The 16,827-nt window shown below is 67.0% G+C and carries 18 protein-coding genes and 1 pseudogene; 15 read left to right on the top strand and 4 right to left on the bottom strand.

What is annotated here, in order from left to right; genetic code table 11:
* The 5 genes and pseudogenes from ACF8ML_RS17855 to ACF8ML_RS17835 all read left to right on the top strand — a co-directional run.
* A pseudogene (locus ACF8ML_RS17855) lies at positions 1-93 on the top strand (protocatechuate 3,4-dioxygenase); the annotation flags it as partial.
* 82 nt (positions 94-175) lie between these two features.
* Positions 176-1,135: a Gfo/Idh/MocA family oxidoreductase gene (locus tag ACF8ML_RS17850; protein ID WP_016450429.1), complete on the top strand. Its 960-nt coding sequence runs from the start codon at positions 176-178 to the stop codon at positions 1,133-1,135.
* Positions 1,136-1,303: 168 nt separating this feature from the next.
* The gene (locus tag ACF8ML_RS17845; protein ID WP_034366790.1) at positions 1,304-2,188 is read left to right on the top strand and encodes a 4-hydroxyphenylpyruvate dioxygenase; all 885 of its coding nucleotides are present in this window, start codon (positions 1,304-1,306) and stop codon (positions 2,186-2,188) included.
* Positions 2,189-2,253: 65 nt separating this feature from the next.
* On the top strand, positions 2,254-3,150 hold the full coding sequence (locus tag ACF8ML_RS17840; protein WP_016450427.1) for a sugar phosphate isomerase/epimerase: 897 nt from the start codon (positions 2,254-2,256) through the stop codon (positions 3,148-3,150).
* Positions 3,151-3,224: 74 nt separating this feature from the next.
* Complete coding sequence (locus tag ACF8ML_RS17835) at positions 3,225-4,250, top strand: aldo/keto reductase (protein ID WP_392407561.1); 1,026 nt, start codon at positions 3,225-3,227, stop codon at positions 4,248-4,250.
* 16 nt (positions 4,251-4,266) lie between these two features.
* Here the strand turns inward: ACF8ML_RS17835 and ACF8ML_RS17830 are convergent, their stop codons facing one another.
* Together ACF8ML_RS17830 and ACF8ML_RS17825 are read right to left on the bottom strand one after the other, a co-directional pair.
* On the bottom strand, positions 4,267-4,704 hold the full coding sequence (locus ACF8ML_RS17830; RefSeq protein ID WP_392407560.1) for a DUF4440 domain-containing protein: 438 nt from the start codon (positions 4,702-4,704) through the stop codon (positions 4,267-4,269).
* Between the two features lie 17 nt (positions 4,705-4,721).
* The gene (locus tag ACF8ML_RS17825) at positions 4,722-5,492 is read right to left on the bottom strand and encodes an IclR family transcriptional regulator C-terminal domain-containing protein (protein ID WP_012206241.1); all 771 of its coding nucleotides are present in this window, start codon (positions 5,490-5,492) and stop codon (positions 4,722-4,724) included.
* 186 nt (positions 5,493-5,678) lie between these two features.
* Here ACF8ML_RS17825 and ACF8ML_RS17820 point away from each other — a divergent pair, with 186 nt between their 5' ends.
* From ACF8ML_RS17820 to ACF8ML_RS17790, 7 genes are all read left to right on the top strand, one after another.
* A complete protein-coding gene (locus ACF8ML_RS17820; RefSeq protein ID WP_392407559.1) occupies positions 5,679-7,073 on the top strand; it encodes an MFS transporter in 1,395 nt (464 codons plus the stop codon).
* Positions 7,074-7,108: 35 nt separating this feature from the next.
* Positions 7,109-7,942, top strand: coding sequence for a shikimate dehydrogenase family protein (locus ACF8ML_RS17815; protein WP_392407558.1), 834 nt, complete (start codon positions 7,109-7,111; stop codon positions 7,940-7,942).
* 91 nt (positions 7,943-8,033) lie between these two features.
* Entirely contained in the window at positions 8,034-9,185 is a 1,152-nt protein-coding gene (locus ACF8ML_RS17810) for a porin (RefSeq protein ID WP_392407557.1), read from the top strand.
* A gap of 11 nt (positions 9,186-9,196) precedes the next feature.
* Entirely contained in the window at positions 9,197-10,258 is a 1,062-nt protein-coding gene (locus ACF8ML_RS17805) for a Gfo/Idh/MocA family protein (protein ID WP_392407555.1), read from the top strand.
* 26 nt (positions 10,259-10,284) lie between these two features.
* A complete protein-coding gene (gene aroQ, locus ACF8ML_RS17800; RefSeq protein ID WP_392407554.1) occupies positions 10,285-10,722 on the top strand; it encodes a type II 3-dehydroquinate dehydratase in 438 nt (145 codons plus the stop codon).
* Positions 10,723-10,806: 84 nt separating this feature from the next.
* The gene (locus ACF8ML_RS17795) at positions 10,807-12,066 is read left to right on the top strand and encodes an MFS transporter (protein WP_392407553.1); all 1,260 of its coding nucleotides are present in this window, start codon (positions 10,807-10,809) and stop codon (positions 12,064-12,066) included.
* A 122-nt stretch (positions 12,067-12,188) separates the two neighbouring features.
* Positions 12,189-12,602 (top strand): RidA family protein, encoded by a 414-nt coding sequence (locus ACF8ML_RS17790; RefSeq protein WP_392407552.1) that lies wholly within the window; start codon positions 12,189-12,191, stop codon positions 12,600-12,602.
* 75 nt (positions 12,603-12,677) lie between these two features.
* Here ACF8ML_RS17790 and ACF8ML_RS17785 read toward each other — a convergent pair whose 3' ends face one another.
* A complete protein-coding gene (locus ACF8ML_RS17785; protein WP_047327528.1) occupies positions 12,678-13,334 on the bottom strand; it encodes a GntR family transcriptional regulator in 657 nt (218 codons plus the stop codon).
* Between the two features lie 188 nt (positions 13,335-13,522).
* Between ACF8ML_RS17785 and ACF8ML_RS17780 the strand changes: the two genes are divergently transcribed.
* The 3 genes from ACF8ML_RS17780 to ACF8ML_RS17770 are packed head-to-tail and all read left to right on the top strand — an operon-like array spanning position 13,523 to position 16,150.
* Positions 13,523-14,401 (top strand): NAD(P)-binding domain-containing protein, encoded by an 879-nt coding sequence (locus ACF8ML_RS17780; protein ID WP_392407551.1) that lies wholly within the window; start codon positions 13,523-13,525, stop codon positions 14,399-14,401.
* A gap of 47 nt (positions 14,402-14,448) precedes the next feature.
* Positions 14,449-15,435: a tripartite tricarboxylate transporter substrate binding protein gene (locus tag ACF8ML_RS17775; protein WP_016450417.1), complete on the top strand. Its 987-nt coding sequence runs from the start codon at positions 14,449-14,451 to the stop codon at positions 15,433-15,435.
* 40 nt (positions 15,436-15,475) lie between these two features.
* Entirely contained in the window at positions 15,476-16,150 is a 675-nt protein-coding gene (locus ACF8ML_RS17770) for an RraA family protein (RefSeq protein WP_063325658.1), read from the top strand.
* Between the two features lie 55 nt (positions 16,151-16,205).
* On the opposite strand, the gene ACF8ML_RS17765 is transcribed toward ACF8ML_RS17770, so the two are convergent.
* A complete protein-coding gene (locus tag ACF8ML_RS17765) occupies positions 16,206-16,544 on the bottom strand; it encodes a DUF6616 family protein (RefSeq protein ID WP_392407550.1) in 339 nt (112 codons plus the stop codon).
* Positions 16,545-16,827 lie beyond the last annotated feature (283 nt).

Genomic DNA, 16,827 nt, shown 5'->3' with positions numbered 1-16,827 from the left:
GGCCCCGCGCCGCTGCCCAAGGTCAACCACCGCTTCTACCATGTGCCGGCATCGAACACCGCTGTCGGACATCTCATCCTGGAGAACGGCTGAGGCACCCACGTTCATCACTGCGTGTATTCACTGCCCCCCGAGGGGGCCTTCGCCTCCTTGAGGCGGCTCTACGGAGACTCATATGAGCAACAAGACCATCAAAGTCGCCCTGGCGGGCGCCGGTGCCTTCGGCATCAAGCACCTGGACGGCATCAAGAACATCGACGGCGTTGAAGTCGTCTCCCTGGTGGGCCGCGAGCTGGCCAAGACCCAGGAAGTGGCCGACAAGTACGGCATCCAACATGTGACCACCGAGCTGGCCGACAGCCTGGCCCTGCCCGAGGTGGACGCCGTCATCCTGTGCACGCCCACGCAGATGCATGCCGCCCAGGCCATCGAATGCCTGAAGGCCGGCAAGCATGTGCAGGTGGAGATCCCGCTGGCCGACAGCCTCAAGGACGCGCAGGCCGTGGCCGATCTGCAAAAGCAGACCGGCCTGGTGGCCATGTGCGGCCATACGCGCCGCTTCAACCCCAGCCACCAGTGGGTGCACAAGAAGATCGCGGCCGGCGAGTTCAACATCCAGCAGATGGATGTGCAGACCTACTTCTTCCGCCGCACCAACATGAACGCGCTGGGCCAGGCCCGCAGCTGGACCGACCACCTGCTGTGGCACCACGCTGCCCACACCGTGGACCTGTTCGCCTACCAGGCCGGCAGCCCCATCGTGAAGGCCAACGCCGTGCAAGGCCCCATCCACCCGGAACTGGGCATTGCCATGGACATGAGCATCCAGCTCAAGGCCGCCAATGGCGCCATCTGCACGCTGAGCCTGTCGTTCAACAACGACGGCCCGCTGGGCACCTTCTTCCGCTACATCGGCGACACCGGCACCTACATCGCGCGCTATGACGACCTGGTCAACGGCAAGGAAGAGAAGATCGACGTTTCCAAGGTCGACGTGTCCATGAACGGCATCGAGCTGCAGGACCGCGAGTTCTTCGCCGCCATCCGCGAAGGCCGCGAGCCCAATTCCAGCGTGGCCCAGGTGCTGCCCTGCTATCAGGTCCTGCACGATCTGGAAAAACAGCTCACCCCCTGAGCCGCTTCGCGTCTTCCCCCTGAAAAGGGGGACGACATCCTCGGTGCGGGGCGGCCCTTCCTCGGTGTCTCTGAGTTGGGCCGCGCCAGTTTTACGCGTATTTGATCGTAGGAGAGCGATGCCACTTGGGCGTGGCACGACGATCATGTTTCCACCCGGAGTACCGCAATGACCGATTCCTCCTCCAGCAGCCGGGAAGACGTGCCCGAGGCGTCCAATCGCCTCGGGATCGACGGCATAGAGTTCATCGAGTACACGACCAGCCAGCCCCAGGCCCTGGGCCAGGTGCTGGAGGGGCTGGGTTTTCGCCCCGTGGCGCGGCACCGCTCGCGCGAGGTGACGCTGTACCGGCAGGGGGACATGAACCTGGTGGTCAATGCGGGCGCTGCCGATGCGCTGGCCCATGCCGCCTCGGACGGGCAGCCCGTCATCTCGGCCGTGGCGCTGCGCGTGCAGGATGCCCTGCAGGCGCATACGCGCTGCATCGAGCTGGGAGCCTGGGCGGCGCCCAGCCAGGCCCAGGCGATGGAGCTGCACATCCCGGCCATCCACGGCCCGGGTGGCAGCCGCTTCTACTTTGTCGATCGATGGCAGGAGTTCTCCATCTATGACATCGACTTCAAGCCCGTTGCCGGGGCCGATCCCCATCCGCCGGCGCTGGCCGGCCTGGGCTATTTCGGCGTGGTCCAGTACATAGGGCGTGGCCGCAGCGCCGACTGGATCACCTACTTCGAACGCATGTTCGACTTCCACCTGCTGCCCGATGCGCAGCGCTTCGGCATCCTGCCCAAAGGCAAGCTCATGCGCAGCCCCTGCAAGCGCTTCCTGTGGCAGCTAATCGAGCCCGATCCGGGCCTGGAGTGGGACGACATGCCCGAGCGCCTGCAGCGCATCGGCCTGGGCACCACCGACGTGCCTGCTGCCGTGCAGGCCTTGCGCCAGCGCGGCGTGGAGTTCGTGGAATCGAGCCGCCTGCACCCCGATGACCGCGGCGCGCTCACGCGCAACGCCATGGGCACCGTGGTGTTCGAGCTGGTGCACCGCGACGCCTAGCGCAAAGCCTGGCGCGCCGCCGTCCGATTCAACCGCCGATACACACAACGATCCTGGAGGGCAACATGGGCTTGCTGGACAGCTATGGCATGGACACCATCACTCTGAATGGCTCGCTGGAGGCCAAGCTCGACGCCATCCGGCGCGCGGGCTTCACCCAGGTCATGCTCAGCGCGCGCGACCTGGCCGGCCACCCGGGCGGCGTCAAGGCGGCTGCGGCGGCGGTGCGCGCCAGCGGCCTGCGGCCCACGGGCTTTCAGGTGCTGCGCGACTTCGAGGGCCTGTCCGACCACCTGCACCACTACAAGGTGGACATCGCCAAATCCATGCTGGAGATGTGCGCCGAGATCGGCAGCCCCGTGCTGCTGGCCTGCTCGTCCACCTCGCGCCATGCCACGGGCGATCTCGACGTGATTGCGCGTGACCTGCGCAAGCTGGCCATGCTCGGCATTCCGCTGGGCGTGAAGATCGCCTACGAGGGCCTGTCCTGGGGCCGCAACGTCAACGAATTCACCACCAGCTGGGACGTGGTCTGCCGCGCCGACATGTCCAACCTGGGCATCGGCCTGGACTCCTTCCACATCCTGGCCGCCAAGACGCCGCTGGATGCGCTGGAGCTGATCGACCGCGACAAGATCTTCCTGGTGCAGCTGTCCGACTTCATGTGGCATGACGCGCCCACCTTCGAGGAGCGCATGGCCACGGCGCGCACCTTCCGCGTGTTTCCGGGCGAGGGCGTGCACAGCGAGCGTCTGGCCGACCTGGTGCTGCGCCTGGACCGCCTGGGCTACCGTGGCGACTACAGCTTCGAGGTCTTTAACGACGACTACCAGCAACTGCCGCTGGACACCGTGGCCGAGCGCGCGCGCCGCAGCGCGCAGTGGCTCAACGACGACGTGCTGCACCGGCCCGTGCCGCTGCCGGCCTGGGCGCGCACGGGCGTGCGGGGCGCTGCGGTTTGACGGCAAAATCGTTGTGCGAATGCACTGCAAGGGAGCGCCGGCCGCTCCCTTTCTTCTTTTCCCTGTGAGCCACCATGACCAACCTGTCCACACGAAACCTGGGTCCCTTCTCCGTCAGCGCCGTCGGCCTGGGCTGCATGAACCTCAGCCACGCCTATGGCCATCCGCCGTCGCCCGAGCAGGGCAGGGCCGTGCTGCATGCGGCGCTGGACGCCGGTGTCACGCTGTTCGACACGGCGGCGCTGTATGGCTTCGGCGCCAATGAATCCCTGGTCGGCCCCGTGCTCAAGTCCCACCGCAACCACATCACCCTGGCCAGCAAATGCGGCATGGCCGGCGTGCGCGGCGAAGACGGCGTGGTGCGCCGCGTGATCGATGGCCACCCCAGGACCCTGCGCCGCAATTGCGAAGACAGCCTGCAGCGCCTGGGCACCGATGTCATCGACCTCTACTACCTGCACCGCTGGGACCGCCGCGTGCCCATCGAGGAATCGGTGGGCGAGATGTCGCGCCTGGTGGAAGAGGGCAAGGTGCGCGCCCTGGGCCTGTCCGAGATCGGCGCCGACGCGCTGCGCCGCGCCCATGCCACCTTCCCCATCGCCGCGCTGCAAAGCGAGTATTCGCTGTGGTCGCGCAATGCCGAGCTGGGCACGCTGCAGGCCTGCAAGGAACTGGGCATTGCCTACGTGGCCTTCAGCCCGCTGGGCCGCGCCTTCCTCACCGGCAAGCTCCAGGAGGTCGAGGGACTGGTCAAGGGCGATATCCGCGCCGCCATGCCGCGCTTTGCGCCCGAGGCCTATGCGAAGAACCTGCAGCTGCTCGCGCCCATGCAGTCCATTGCCGAGCGCGCCGACTGCACGCTGGCCGAGCTGGCCATCGCCTGGGTGCTGCACCAGGGCGAGCATGTGATTGCCCTGCCGGGCACCACCAGCGTGGACCACCTGCACGAAGACCTGCGCGGCGGCGCCGTGCGCCTGGATGCGGCCCTGCTGGCCGAACTGGACGACCTCTTCAAGCCCGAGCGCATCCAGGGCGACCGCTATGCCGTGGCCTCGCAGCGCGAGGTGGATACGGAAAAGTACGCGTTCGAGACCGTCTGAACACGCCGCAGGCCGCTCATGGCATGGATGCGGCCAGGTCGAATGGCGCCGTGGGCGTGCCCTGGTGGAAGCGCATCTGCCAGCCCCGCACCGTGTGCAGCCAGACCGAGGAGCGCAGCGTATGCCGGCCGGCCGTTCCATCCTCGGCCACGCTGGCCGAGCGGTAGGTCAGCAGCGCGCTGTCCGGTCCCAGGCGCGCCAGCGCAAAGCCGCCTGACACCAGCCGGGCAGGGGCCTGTGCTGGCAAGGCGTCCGCCAGGCTGTCCACGGTGGCGGCCCGGTCGTGCATGCCGCCCGATCGGCCGAATTCCAGGAAGTCTTCATGCAGCAGCGCCTGCAGCTGGCCTGCGTCCGATCGCACCTGCGGATCGTGCAGCCGCACTTCCAGTGCCTGCAGATGCTGCAGCAGATGGTCGTCGCCGCCATGCATGTCCAGGCCAGGAAGTTGCGCCATGGCCGTGTTGTTCACCATCAGATCAGATCCCGCATGGCCTGCGCCGTCTCGCGCAGCATGGGCAGCACGCGCGCCACGGCGTCCTTGCCGGTTTCGCGGCCCATGGGCATGGTGATGTTGAGGGCGCCGGCCAGCGCGCCGTGGCGGTCGCGCAGCGGCACGGCAATGCCGCGCGAGTCCAGGTTCAGCTGCTGCTCGCACAGGGCCCAGTCCTGGGTGCGGATCAAGGCCAGCTCGCGGCGCATTTCGGCGGGGCAGGTGATGGTGTGCGAGGTGAAGACCGTCAGCGCGCGGTTGTCCAGCCAGTGCTCCAGCTCGGCGTCACTGCGCATGGACAGCATCAGCATGCCGGCCGCCGTGACCTGGGCCGGCACGCGCGCGCCCAGCACGTAGCCGGTGTTCATGTTGCGGTTGGGGCCGTTGCGCGCGATGTAGACCACCTCGTCGTCGTCCAGCACCGCCAGGTAGGCGGTTTCATGGGTGCCGGCGGCCACGCGCTGCAGGAACGGCTGGACGATGCGCGGCAGCCGCGCCGACTCCAGGTACGACTGCCCCAGCCGCAGCACGCGCGGCGTGAGCCAGAACAGCTTGCCGTCCCCCGCCACGTAGCCCATGTGCTGCAGCGTCAGCAGGTAGCGCCGCGCGGCGGTGCGCGTCATGCCCGTGCGCTGGCCGGCCTCGGCGGCCGTCATGCGCGGGTGGGCGTCGTCAAAGGCTTCGATGATCGATACGCCGCGTTCCAGTCCGGCAATCCAGTCGCGCTGGGCGAGGGTGGAAGGTGTTGTCATGACGGTTTTGATTTTTCCGTATTAACCCTGGGTGCGTGCGATTATCGAACAGCGCGGTGCGATCAGCGCACATGCCTTTCGAAATTGGCTTGGGCGCATCCATAGGCGGGAACTACATTTTTTACATCCCGCCGGCCTGGCCGCAAGCATCGGGCAGGGGCCTTTTCTACATGGAGGAGACAACACATGAGCGCAACCCCGATACACACACAGCCCACCGGGCACCAGCCGCGCAAGGCCGCCACCAGCGGCTGGATAGGCTCGGCCCTGGAGTACTACGACTTCTTCATCTACGCCACGGCGGCTGCGCTGATCTTTCCGCAGATCTTCTTTCCGCAGGGTGATCCGGCGATTGCCATCATCGCCTCGCTGGCCACCTATGGCGTGGGCTATGTGGCGCGGCCCATCGGCGCCTTCGTGCTGGGCCACCTGGGCGACACGCACGGGCGCAAGCAGGTGCTGGTGTGGTGCATGTTCCTGATGGGCTTTTCCACCATCGCCGTGGGCCTGCTGCCCACCTATGACCAGGTCGGCCTGTGGGCGCCCGCGCTGCTGGTGCTGATGCGGCTGATACAGGGCTTCGCGGTGGCCGGCGAGATCTCGGGCGCCAGCTCCATGATCCTGGAGCATGCCCCGTTCGGGCGGCGCGGCTTCTTCGCCAGCTTCACGCTGCAGGGCGTGCAGGCCGGCCAGATCCTGGCAGCGGCTGTGTTCCTGCCGCTGGCGCACTACATGCCCACCGAGCAGTTCAACAGCTGGGGCTGGCGCATTCCCTTCATCCTGAGCTTCGTCGTCATCATCGCGGGCTGGATCATCCGCCGCGAGGTCAACGAGACCCCGGCCTTCACCGCCGCAGGCCGCAGCGAGGCGCGTCCGAGTTCGCCCGTGGTCGAGGCCTTCCGCCACCATTCGCCCGACATGCTGCGCGTGGTCTGCATGGCGCTGATGAACGTGATCCCCGTGGTGGCCACCATCTTCGGCGCGGCCTACGCCGTGCAGCCCGCCTACGGCATCGGCTTCGCCAAGGACATGTACCTGTGGATTCCCGTGGTGGGCAACATCGTCGCGGTGCTGGTGATCCCCATGGTGGGCAACCTGTCCGACCGCATCGGCCGGCGCCCGCCCATCATCTTCGGCGCGCTGCTGTCGGGCCTGCTGGCCATCGGCTACCTCTACGCCATCAGCGAACGCAACATGCCGCTGGCCTTCGCCATGTCCATCCTGATGTGGGGCGTGGTCTACCAGGGCTACAACGCGGTGTTCCCCAGCTTCTACCCCGAGCTGTTCCCCACCCGCACCCGTGTCTCGGCCATGGCCATCTCGCAGAACGTGGGCACGGCCATCACCGCCATGCTGCCCGCGCTGTTCACGGCCGTGGCGCCTCCGGGTGCGCACAACATCTGGCTGACCGTGGGCCTGATCGCCTTCGGCATCACCGTGGTGGCCGCCCTGGCCGCGTGGAGCGCCCGCGAGACCTACCGCGTGCGCATGGAAGACCTGGGCGAGGCCGGTGCGCAGCCCGTGGCAGCTGCCGAGTACGACCGCCTGCGCAACCAGGCCCTGGCCCAGTCCGGCCGCTGAATCCTGCAACCCAAGGCATCCGAAGGCCCCAGGAAATGATTTCCGGAAAAACCACCCTCATCGCGCACATCGGCGACCCGACCGAGACCTTCAAGTCGCCCATGATCTACAACCCGTGGTTCGACGGCCGGGGCATTGATGCCTGCGTCGTGCCCATGGGCGTGAAGGCGGCGCATTTCGCCGGCGACTTTGCCGCCATCATGCGTTTCACCAACCTGCGCGGCGCGCTGATCACCATGCCGCACAAGGTGTCCGTGGTGGACCTGGTGCACGAGGTCACGCCCGCCGTGCACATTGCAGGCGCCTGCAATGCCGTGCTGCGGCGCGAGGACGGCACGCTGCTGGGCGACCAGTTCGACGGCGCGGGCTTTGTGCGCGGCGTGCTGCGCAAGGGGCGGCAGCTGCAGGGCGCGCGGGTGCTGATTTCCGGGGCGGGTGGCGTGGGCTCGGCGATTGCCGCCTCGCTGGCGGCGGCCGGCGTGGGCGAGCTGATGCTGTTCGATACGCGGGACGAGAGCGCGCAGGCCCTGGCCGGGCGGCTCGCTGCCTACTACCCGAGGATGAAGGTGGGCACGGGCTCCAGGGACCCGCAGGGCTTTGACGTGGTCGTCAACGCCACGCCGCTGGGCATGAAGGACGATGACCCGCTGCCGTTCGATGTGCAGCGCATCGCGCCCACCACCTTTGTGGGCGAGGTGGTGATGAAGTCCGAGTTCACGTCCCTGCTGCGCGCCGTGCGCGACAAGGGCTGCGACTTCCAGGTGGGCACGGACATGCTGTTCGAGATGATTCCCGCCTACCTCGAATTCTTCGGCTTCGGCAGCGCCACGCCTGACCAGCTGCGCGCCACCGCCCACATCTCCTACTGATCCAGCCGACAGACAACCGGCCCTGGATGCGTCCGGGGCAGGGCGCAGCCACGCCCGAAAAAGCATTTTTCACAGAGAAGGAGACAAGACCATGCAACAGCAAATGCACCAGACACCGCGAGTGCCGCAGCGCGGGGCCCTTCGCATCCTGGCCCTGGCCACCGTGCTGGGCGCCTGGGGAGCGGGCGCCCAGGCCCAGTCCTCGGTCACCATCTACGGCAGCTTGGACCAGTACGTCAACCACATGCGCAGCAGCTCGGGCGCATCCATGACCACGCTGGAGGACGGTGCCCTGCTGCGCAGCCGCCTGGGCTTTCGCGGTCAGGAAGACCTGGGTGGTGGCCTGTACGCGAAGTTCCAGCTGGAGATGGGCATCAACGCCGACAACGGCACGCAGGCCGACAGCACGCGCGGCTTCGACCGCCAAAGTTGGGTGGGCCTGGGCGGCGGCTGGGGCGAGGTGCGGCTGGGACGGCAGAACACCGTGATCTTCGGGCGCGGCGACTACATCGACTTCACCTCGCGCACGTTGGGATCGATGGTCAACAACTTCGGCGTGCCCTCGCGCTTCGACAACGACATCTCCTACACCTCGCCGCGCGTGGCCGGCTTCCTGTTCGAGGCCCACTACGCCATGGCCGAGACCGGTGCTCCAGCGCGCCAGGCCATCTACCAGCTGGGCCTGGACTACCTGAACGGCCCCTACCGCGTGGGCTATGCAGGCCTGTATGCGCGTGCGCCGCAGAGCGCGGCCTATACCGACGCGGTCCGCTACGACAACCTCTACGCCAACTACGACTACGGCAAGGGCAAGGTCCAACTGGCCTTTGTGCGGTCCAACAACAGCACGGCAGGCTCGGCGGGCAACAACACGGGCACGGTGCTGGGCAATGTGGGCGGGCTGGTGGCGGGCACGAATGCCGATGTGCGCCGCTTCTACCGCGTCTGGCAGCTGTCGGCAGACTACCGCGTGACGCCGCAGCTGCGCGTGGGCGCACTGTGGGGCCGCATACAGGATGGCTCGGACAGCGGGCGCGGCGCATCGGGCGGCGCGGTCGCGGCCTACTACGACCTGTCCAAGCGCACCATGCTCTACGCGGTGGCCGAGCAGTTGAAGAACGACCGCAACGCGGGCTTCCGGCTGGCGGCCTCCGGCGGCATGAAGCCCAACTTCACATCGGCCGACGACGTCAACGGCCGCACCATCAAGGGCGTGCAGCTGGGCGTGCTGCACCGCTTCTGAGGGGGCATGCCATGGCACAGCTGCACTCGCTTCGCATTGCCGTGGCCGGCGCCGGCGCGATCGGCCAGGCGCATATCGCCGCCATCGGGGCCCAGGCGGATTGCCGCCTGTCCGCCGTCGTGGACCCGGCGCCCGCAGCCCGGGATCTTGCCCAAAGGGCCGGAGTGCCGCTGTGGCCCGACCTGGGCGAGCTGATCGCCCATGATCGGCCCGACGCCGTGGTGCTGGCCACGCCCAACCGACTGCATGCCCCGCAGGCGGCCCAGTGCATGCATGCGCGCTTGCCCATACTGCTGGAAAAACCCGTGACCGCCACCGTGGCCGAGGCCCAGCGCCTGGCCGCGCTGGCCGAGCGCAGCGGCGCCCGCGTGCTGGTGGGCCACCACCGCGCCCACAGCCCGATCATGGCGCGGGCCGCAGCCCTCATCGCCCAGGGGCGGCTGGGCCGCCTGGTGGCCGTGACAGGCGCGGCCCTGTTCTACAAGCCGGACGCCTATTTCGAGGAAGGCCCCTGGCGCCGCGAGGCCGGGGGCGGCCCCATCCTGCTCAACATGATCCACGAGGTCCACAACCTGCGCATGCTGTGCGGCGACATCGTGGCCGTGCAGGCCTTCGCCTCGCATGCCACGCGCGGTTTTGCCGTGGAAGACACGGTGGCCATCAACCTGCGCTTTGCCAGCGGTGCGCTGGGCAGCTTTGTGCTTTCGGACACGGCCGCCAGCGCGCGCAGCTGGGAGCAGACCTCGCAGGAGAACAAGGCCTATGCCAGCTATGAGGACGAAGACTGCTACCTGGTGGCGGGCACCTTCGGCTCGCTGGCCATACCGAGCATGCGGCTGAAGACCTATGCATCGGCCGGCCAGCGCTCCTGGAATGAGCCCTTCGACCTGGATGTGGCCGCCGTGGAGCGCGAAGACCCGCTGGTGCGCCAGATGGCGCATTTCGCGCAGGTGGCGCGCGGGCAGGCTGAGCCGCTGGTCAGCGTGCACGACGGCCTGCGCAACCTGCAGATCACCGAGGCCATTGCAGAGGCGGCGCGTACCGGTGCCGCCGTCGAGACCCCGGTGGCATGAACGAATCCCTGAATCGAGGACACCCCATGAAGACCATCCTGATGCTGCACGGCATCAACCACAACATGTTCGGCCAGCGCGATCCGGCGCAGTACGGCACGGTCACGCTGGCCGAGATCGACGCCTCGCTGCGCAGCCTGGGCAGCCAGCTGGGCTGCGAGGTGGACAGCTTCCAGACCAATTGCGAAGGCGCCATGTGCGATCGCATCCACCAGGGCTTTCTGGACGGCGTCGATGGCGTGCTCATCAACGCCGGCGCCTGGACGCACTACAGCTACGGCATCCGCGACGCGCTGGCCATGCTCACCGTGCCCGTGGTGGAGATCCACATGAGCAACATCCACGCGCGCGAGCCCTTCCGCCACCACTCGGTGTTTGCCGACATCGCCCGGGGCCAGATCTGCGGCTTCGGCGCGGACAGCTATCTGCTGGGCCTGCGGGCCGTGCTGTCCGCCGTCGCATAGGATGCATGGCGCGCAACTGGCCATGTATCGTCCTTCGAACTCCCTCGCTCGACGCGCTGCATGCCGTGACCAGGCTTCATTGAGATGAACTTCGCCGATCCCGGCCCGCGCCGCACCGTTTCCTTTCTCCTGCTGCTGCCGCTGCTGCTGGCCGCGCAGCCGGTCGCCACCGATGGCTATCTGCCGGCGTTGCCCGAGATCGCGCGCGACCTGGGCTCGGCCAGCAGCAGCCTGACCGTGTTCATGCTGGCCTTCGGTGTCGCCCAGCTGGTGTGCGGGCCGCTGGCCGACCGCTTCGGGCGCCGGCCCGTTCTGCTGACGGGTTTGGCCTGCTACACGGCAGCGGCGGCCGGCTGTGCGCTGGCGGGCAGCGCGGACGCACTGGTGGCCTGGCGCGCCGTGCAGGGCGCGGCCATGGCGGCCATCCTGGTGTGCGCCCGGGCTGCGGTGCGCGACCTGTATCCGGCCCATGAAGGACCGCGCATCATGGCCCGCGGCCTGATGGGCCTGGGGCTGGTAGCCCTGGTGGCGCCGATTGCCGGTGCATGGGCAGTCCAGGCCACCGGCTGGCGCTGGGTGCTGGGGGCGATGGGCGTCTACTCGCTGGCTTTGCTGGCACTGTGCTGGCGCACTTTCAGCGAGACGCGGCAAGCGCCGGTGGAGTCTGCCCCGGTCCTCGCATCCGTACCCGTATCCGTATCCGTATCCGCTGGCGGTGTGCGCCAGGTGTTCGCCGAACCCGGCTTTTGCGCCTGGACGGCGCTGGCCGCAACCACCTACGGCGGCATCTTCTGCTTTTTGCTGCTGTCGCCGATGGTGTACGTCGACCTGTTCGGCCTGTCGCCCGTGCTCTACGGCTGGATTCCAGCAGGCGGCTCGCTGGTCTACATCCTGGGCATCACATGGTGCCGGCGCCTGCTGTCGCGCCACGGGCCGGTGCGCACGGTGCAGCTGGGCGCTACGCTCAGTCTGCTGGGGCCGTGCATCCAGATCGCCGGCTGCGTGCTGGCGCCGAACTCGCCCTTTCCATTGTTGCTAGGGCACGCGGTATACGCGTTGGGCAATGGCCTGCACCAGCCTTGCGGCCAGGCGGGCGCGGTGGGTGGCCTGCCGCCGCAGCTGGCCGGGCGGGCCGTGTCGTGCTCGGGCTTCGTGATCATGTGCGTGGCCTTCTGCGCCGGCCAGCTGGCGGCGCAATTTGTCGATCCGACCATGCGCCACGGTGCCTGGCCGATGGTGCTGCCCATGGCGCTGGCGGGCGTTGTTCTGGTCCTCATCGCCTTTGTCTGGCTGCCCTGGTTGTATCGGGGGCGGGCGGCGGAAATGGTTCAGCCCCGCTCATGAGGTCACCGCGCAGTTGGCCGTTGGGAGTCAGACCTGCTAAAGGCCTCGGCTTTGCTCAAAGTCAATGAACTTTCAGTCCGACCAACAAGTTCAACTTGAACTGATTTAAGGGAGTCCATCCAATGTCCAATCTGATCCAATATCTCAATCCCCCAACGCTGGCGTGCCCCAATGGGTTTTCGCATCTGGCGGAAGCTTCTGTGGAGCGTCTGGTTTTCATCTCGGGGCAGGTTGCCTGTGATCCTGACGGGAATATCGTGGGCGCGGATGATCTCGCAGTCCAGACCCGCCAGGTGTTTATCAATCTGGGCCATGCCCTCGAAGCGGCGGGCACAGATTTCGATCAAGTGGCGAAGCTCAACATCTACGTACGGAACATTTCGGAGTCGGCCGTCGCGACCATCCAGCGGGTGCGCAAGGACTTCCTGCTCGATACGGCGCTGCCTGCAAGCACACTGGTCGGCGTGACAGGTCTGGCAAAGGAGGCTTTCTTGGTGGAAGTCGAGGCCTACGCCTTGAAAAAGCGTGCCGCTTGACTTGGTTGTGATCCGTACCTCGCCAAGCTGATGGGTTGGCGCCTGTCTACCGGACCAGGGCACTCCATTTAGTGCTCATGTATCCGCGCGGTATTCCCCTCGATGCTTCATGAACCGGTGGTAGGACATGCGCAGGTGCAGCTGCATCACCTGGCGTGCCAGCTCCCCATCCCTGGCACGTATGGCGATCACCAGGTCGCAGTGGTGGTGCAGGCTTTGCACCAGCTCTTCGGGCGTGTAGATGTAGAACGACCGCTTGATGATCGGCATGTCGATCATCGTCGCCAGCATGGTCTTGAGGCGCGGCGAGCCCGATGCCTCGATCAGCGCGTGGTGAAAATCCCGGTTGGCTGACTGCACCTCGCCAATGCCGTCGTGGCCAGCGGCAATGCCGGCCTCCATGCGCTGGTTGCTGGCCTCCAGCTCATCGGCCAGCCCCTCGCCGCCGCGCGTGGCCGCGAGGAACGAGGCGTACGGCTCCAGCAGCATGCGCAGCTGGAAGGTCTCCTCCACATCCCAGTCGCTCCACTCCGACACGCGGATACCCTGGCCCGCGCCATCGGTGGCCAGGCCATCTTCCACCAGGCGGTGCAGCGCATTGCGCACCGGTGTGCGGCTCAGTCCCAGGTCGCGGGCAATGGGCTCCTCCTTGAGCTGTTCGCCGGGTCGGTAGTGGCCGCCGATGAGCCGCTGCCGCAGAACCTCGTACGCCTTGTCTTTCACGTTTTGCACTGTGTTTGCACCAAGTGGATGGGAGTGGTGCGCCGATTCTAGGTGACGGCGGAGGGACCCGTTTCGCTTCGCTTCATTCCGAAAAATACAAAACAAGTACAAATATTCGAAGTTCTACGGGAAATCTCTAGGAAGAAAAAGGAGATGCGCTCCGTAGACTGCGATGAATGTTTTAAATTTGTATTTTTATGAAGTTCGCAATACTGGGTGGTGGAATGGTCGGCGCCTGCTACATGCAGGCCTTTTTGGAGCAGGGGCACAGCCTGGTGGGCCTGTGCGAGCTGCAGCCCAACGCTGCGGTGGCCGACGCCGTGCAGGCCGCTGGCGCGCAGGTGCATGCCGCGCCCGGCGCCTGGCTGGCCGAGGCCGACGTGGTGGTGAGCGCCGTGTTCGGCACCGTGGCGCGCAGCCTGTTCGAGGCCTGCCTGCCCCATCTGCGCGATGGCGTGGTCTATGTGGACATGACCACGGCCGACCCGCAGGAGATGCGCGAATGCGGCGAGCTGGCCCGGCGCGTCGCCCAGGGCAGGGCGGTGCACTTCGTGGATGTGGCCATCACCGGCGCGGTCAACCTGGGCGGCAGCAAGACGCCGCTGCTCGTGGCCGGTGGCAAGGCCGGTTTTGTACAGGAATTGTTCTTGCCCTTTGGCGGCTCCGTTCGCGTGGTGGGCGGACAGCCGGGCGATGCCGCCGCGCTCAAGCTCCTGCGCAGCATCTACACCAAGGGGGCCGAGGCGCTGGCCGTGGAGTGCCTGGTGACGGCCCAGCAGATGGGCCTGCGCGAGCAACTGCATGCCGTGCTGCAGGACATCGACGAGACACCGTTGCGCACGCTGATGGAGTCCATGGTGCGCACGCACATCCCGCATTCCGCACGCCGCCGCAACGAGGTGGCCGAGGCCCGGCAGCAGATGGCCCGCAACGGCCTGACGCCCATCGCCTTGACCGCCGTCGAGGCGCTGTTCGCCGACACGGCCCGGGCGCATGCGGTGCAGCCCTTCACCGGCACCTCCACCGACGAGGCCATCGATTGGCTGGGCAGCCACGTGCTCGCCAGCCAAGCCTGATCAACGTACCCATGCGCCAACCGACACCACCAAAGGAGACATCCGCAATGACGACCCCGACCCGACGCCGCCTGGCCCTCGCCGGCCTGCTGGCACTGACCGCTGCCGCCATGGCTCCGGCCCATGCCCAGGGCACCTATCCGCAGCGCCCCATCAGGTTCATCGTGCCCTTTCCGGCCGGTGGCGGCACCGACAACCTCACGCGGCTGGTCGGCACCAAGCTCACCGAGGCCCATGGGTGGGCCATCGTGGTGGAGAACAAGCCCGGGGCCGGTGGCAACCTGGCTCTGGACCAGGTGGCCAAGGCCCCCGCCGACGGCCTGACCCTGGTGATGGCGCAGACCGACAACGTGGTGCTCAACCCGCTGCTGTACTCCAAGCTCACCTACAACCCCGACAAGGACCTGCGCGCCGTGGCCCTGGTCGCAGCCGGCCCGGCCGTGCTCGTGGTGAATGCCGATTCCCCGTACAAGTCCCTGGACGACATCATTCAGGCGGCGAAGAAGGAACCCGGGCGCCTGAGCTTTGCCACGCCGGGCACCGGCACCATTTCGCACCTCATCAGCGAGGCCTGGCAGAAAAGCTCGAATGTGAAGTTCACCCACGTGCCGTTTCGCGGCATGGCGCAGGCCATGCCCGACCTGCTGGGCGGGCGCATCGACATGTACATGGGCTCCATCCCCACGCTGCTGTCGCACATCCAGTCGGGCAAGGTGCGCGCCATCGGCGTGACCACCGCGAGCCGCTCCAAGCTGCTGCCCGACGTGCCGACCTACACCGAATCCGGCATCAAGGGCGTGGAGCTGGCCAGCGTGTGGGGCGTGATGGCCCCGGCCGGCACCTCCGACGCCATCGTCAGGCAGCTCAACGAAGCCATCAACAAGGTGGTGAACGCACCCGACACGGCCAGGAAGATCGCCGACTCCGGCGCCGAACTCATCACCGGCACACCGCAGGACATGGCCAGGCTCTACGCCAGCGACCGCGCACGCCTGGCACCCATCGTCAAGAGCTCTGGCACCACGCTCGATTGAGCGGCACGGCTTTCATTCCATCCACTCTGAGCACCACACCATGATCGGTCTTCAAATTCTGAAGCGGCAACGCGCTGTCAGCCTGGATATTGCCAGGCGCTATCTCGACGTGCCTGTCGCCAACGTCAGCGACTGCATGGCCCGCATGACGGCTGGCGGCGCGCGGCTGCGCCCCATGCACGGCGGCGGGCGCATGGCCGGCCCCGCGTTGACCATCAAGACCCGCCCGGGCGACAACCTCATGCTCCACAAGGCACTTCAACTGGCCAGCCCAGGTGACGTGATCGTGGTGGATGCGGGCGGCGACCTCACCAACGCACTCATCGGAGAAATCATGGTCGGAGACGCCATGCGTCGCCAGCTGGGCGGGATCGTGATCAACGGCGCGATCCGCGACGCGGCATGGATTCGTGCTGGCAGCTTCCCGGTATTTGCCGCGGGCGTCACGCACCGCGGACCCTACAAGGATGGCCCGGGCGAAATCAATGTGCCTATCGCCATCGATGGCATGGTGATCGAGCCCGGTGACCTCATGATTGGCGACGACGATGGCTTGCTGTGCGTACCGCATGCGCAGGCGCAGGCCTTGCTGGATGCAGCACACGGAAAGCAGGTCGTTGAGGCCAGGATGGTGGCCGACATCGCTGCCGGTACCTACAGCGCGCCATGGATCGACGAGACGCTCAAGCGTCTGGGCTGCCCGATTCAGCCGTAGCGCCGGCGTTGCAGCATCCATCCTGCACCCATTCATCACCCATCGCCCGTCCGCCTCAGGCCTCGGCCAGCGCCTTCAGATGGCTTTCCAGGCCACCCGTGCCGCTGGCCGCGTTCACATGGTCGAAGTAGCCGTACCAGCCGCTGGCCTTGATGCCCGCCAGCAGGGCATCGCGCGCGGCGGTATCGGGAAAGCGCCAGATGCCCAGGAAGCGGTGCGGGCTGGCCTGGTCCAGGCCGCGCTCGGTCTCGGCCAGGGCCAGCACCTGCACGCCCATGGCAGCCAGCCCACCCATGGCGCTGGCAACCGCGTCCAGAAACTGCTGGCGCTGCGCGGCGGGCAGGGCCAGCCAGGCGGGGCTGGGGGAATAGAGCTCGACCAGATAGTGGGACATGGTGTTTCCTTGCATGGGCGCTGTGCGCCGTGGTTGTTGGTGCCATATTGTATGGTGGCTAATCATAAAGTTCCACAACCACGTGCAGCCGGGACCGTCCACCAGGCATTTGCGCATATCCAGATGCGGCAGGCTTGTTTGCGATGGGGTCAGCGCGCTTTGCCCGTGCCGTGACCGCCGTGCACGGCGCCGTCAACGCCATGATCTGCGAGGTGCTGATGGGATGCGCTCGTGCATGAAGTGATTGCCGGGCCTTCGGATTGATGTTCTCAGCAGGCCTCTT

It is taken from the genome of Delftia sp. WSY_10 (assembly GCF_043104705.1).
Classification (GTDB): Bacteria; Pseudomonadota; Gammaproteobacteria; order Burkholderiales; family Burkholderiaceae_C; genus Comamonas; species Comamonas tsuruhatensis.
Note: the sequence above shows the minus strand (reverse complement) of the source record. Positions and strands in the feature narration are given on the sequence as shown.

Coding starts and splice junctions, on each gene's coding strand:
- ACF8ML_RS17770 (WP_063325658.1), top strand. CDS start 15,476: ATGATCGGTCTTCAAATTCTGAAGCGGCAACGCGCTGTCAGCCTGGAT.
- ACF8ML_RS17840 (WP_016450427.1), top strand. CDS start 2,254: ATGGGCTTGCTGGACAGCTATGGCATGGACACCATCACTCTGAATGGC.
- ACF8ML_RS17775 (WP_016450417.1), top strand. CDS start 14,449: ATGACGACCCCGACCCGACGCCGCCTGGCCCTCGCCGGCCTGCTGGCA.
- ACF8ML_RS17765 (WP_392407550.1), bottom strand. CDS start 16,544: ATGTCCCACTATCTGGTCGAGCTCTATTCCCCCAGCCCCGCCTGGCTG.
- ACF8ML_RS17845 (WP_034366790.1), top strand. CDS start 1,304: ATGACCGATTCCTCCTCCAGCAGCCGGGAAGACGTGCCCGAGGCGTCC.
- ACF8ML_RS17795 (WP_392407553.1), top strand. CDS start 10,807: ATGAACTTCGCCGATCCCGGCCCGCGCCGCACCGTTTCCTTTCTCCTG.
- ACF8ML_RS17810 (WP_392407557.1), top strand. CDS start 8,034: ATGCAACAGCAAATGCACCAGACACCGCGAGTGCCGCAGCGCGGGGCC.
- ACF8ML_RS17805 (WP_392407555.1), top strand. CDS start 9,197: ATGGCACAGCTGCACTCGCTTCGCATTGCCGTGGCCGGCGCCGGCGCG.
- ACF8ML_RS17850 (WP_016450429.1), top strand. CDS start 176: ATGAGCAACAAGACCATCAAAGTCGCCCTGGCGGGCGCCGGTGCCTTC.
- aroQ (WP_392407554.1), top strand. CDS start 10,285: ATGAAGACCATCCTGATGCTGCACGGCATCAACCACAACATGTTCGGC.
- ACF8ML_RS17830 (WP_392407560.1), bottom strand. CDS start 4,704: ATGGCGCAACTTCCTGGCCTGGACATGCATGGCGGCGACGACCATCTG.
- ACF8ML_RS17790 (WP_392407552.1), top strand. CDS start 12,189: ATGTCCAATCTGATCCAATATCTCAATCCCCCAACGCTGGCGTGCCCC.
- ACF8ML_RS17780 (WP_392407551.1), top strand. CDS start 13,523: ATGAAGTTCGCAATACTGGGTGGTGGAATGGTCGGCGCCTGCTACATG.
- ACF8ML_RS17835 (WP_392407561.1), top strand. CDS start 3,225: ATGACCAACCTGTCCACACGAAACCTGGGTCCCTTCTCCGTCAGCGCC.
- ACF8ML_RS17815 (WP_392407558.1), top strand. CDS start 7,109: ATGATTTCCGGAAAAACCACCCTCATCGCGCACATCGGCGACCCGACC.
- ACF8ML_RS17820 (WP_392407559.1), top strand. CDS start 5,679: ATGAGCGCAACCCCGATACACACACAGCCCACCGGGCACCAGCCGCGC.
- ACF8ML_RS17825 (WP_012206241.1), bottom strand. CDS start 5,492: ATGACAACACCTTCCACCCTCGCCCAGCGCGACTGGATTGCCGGACTG.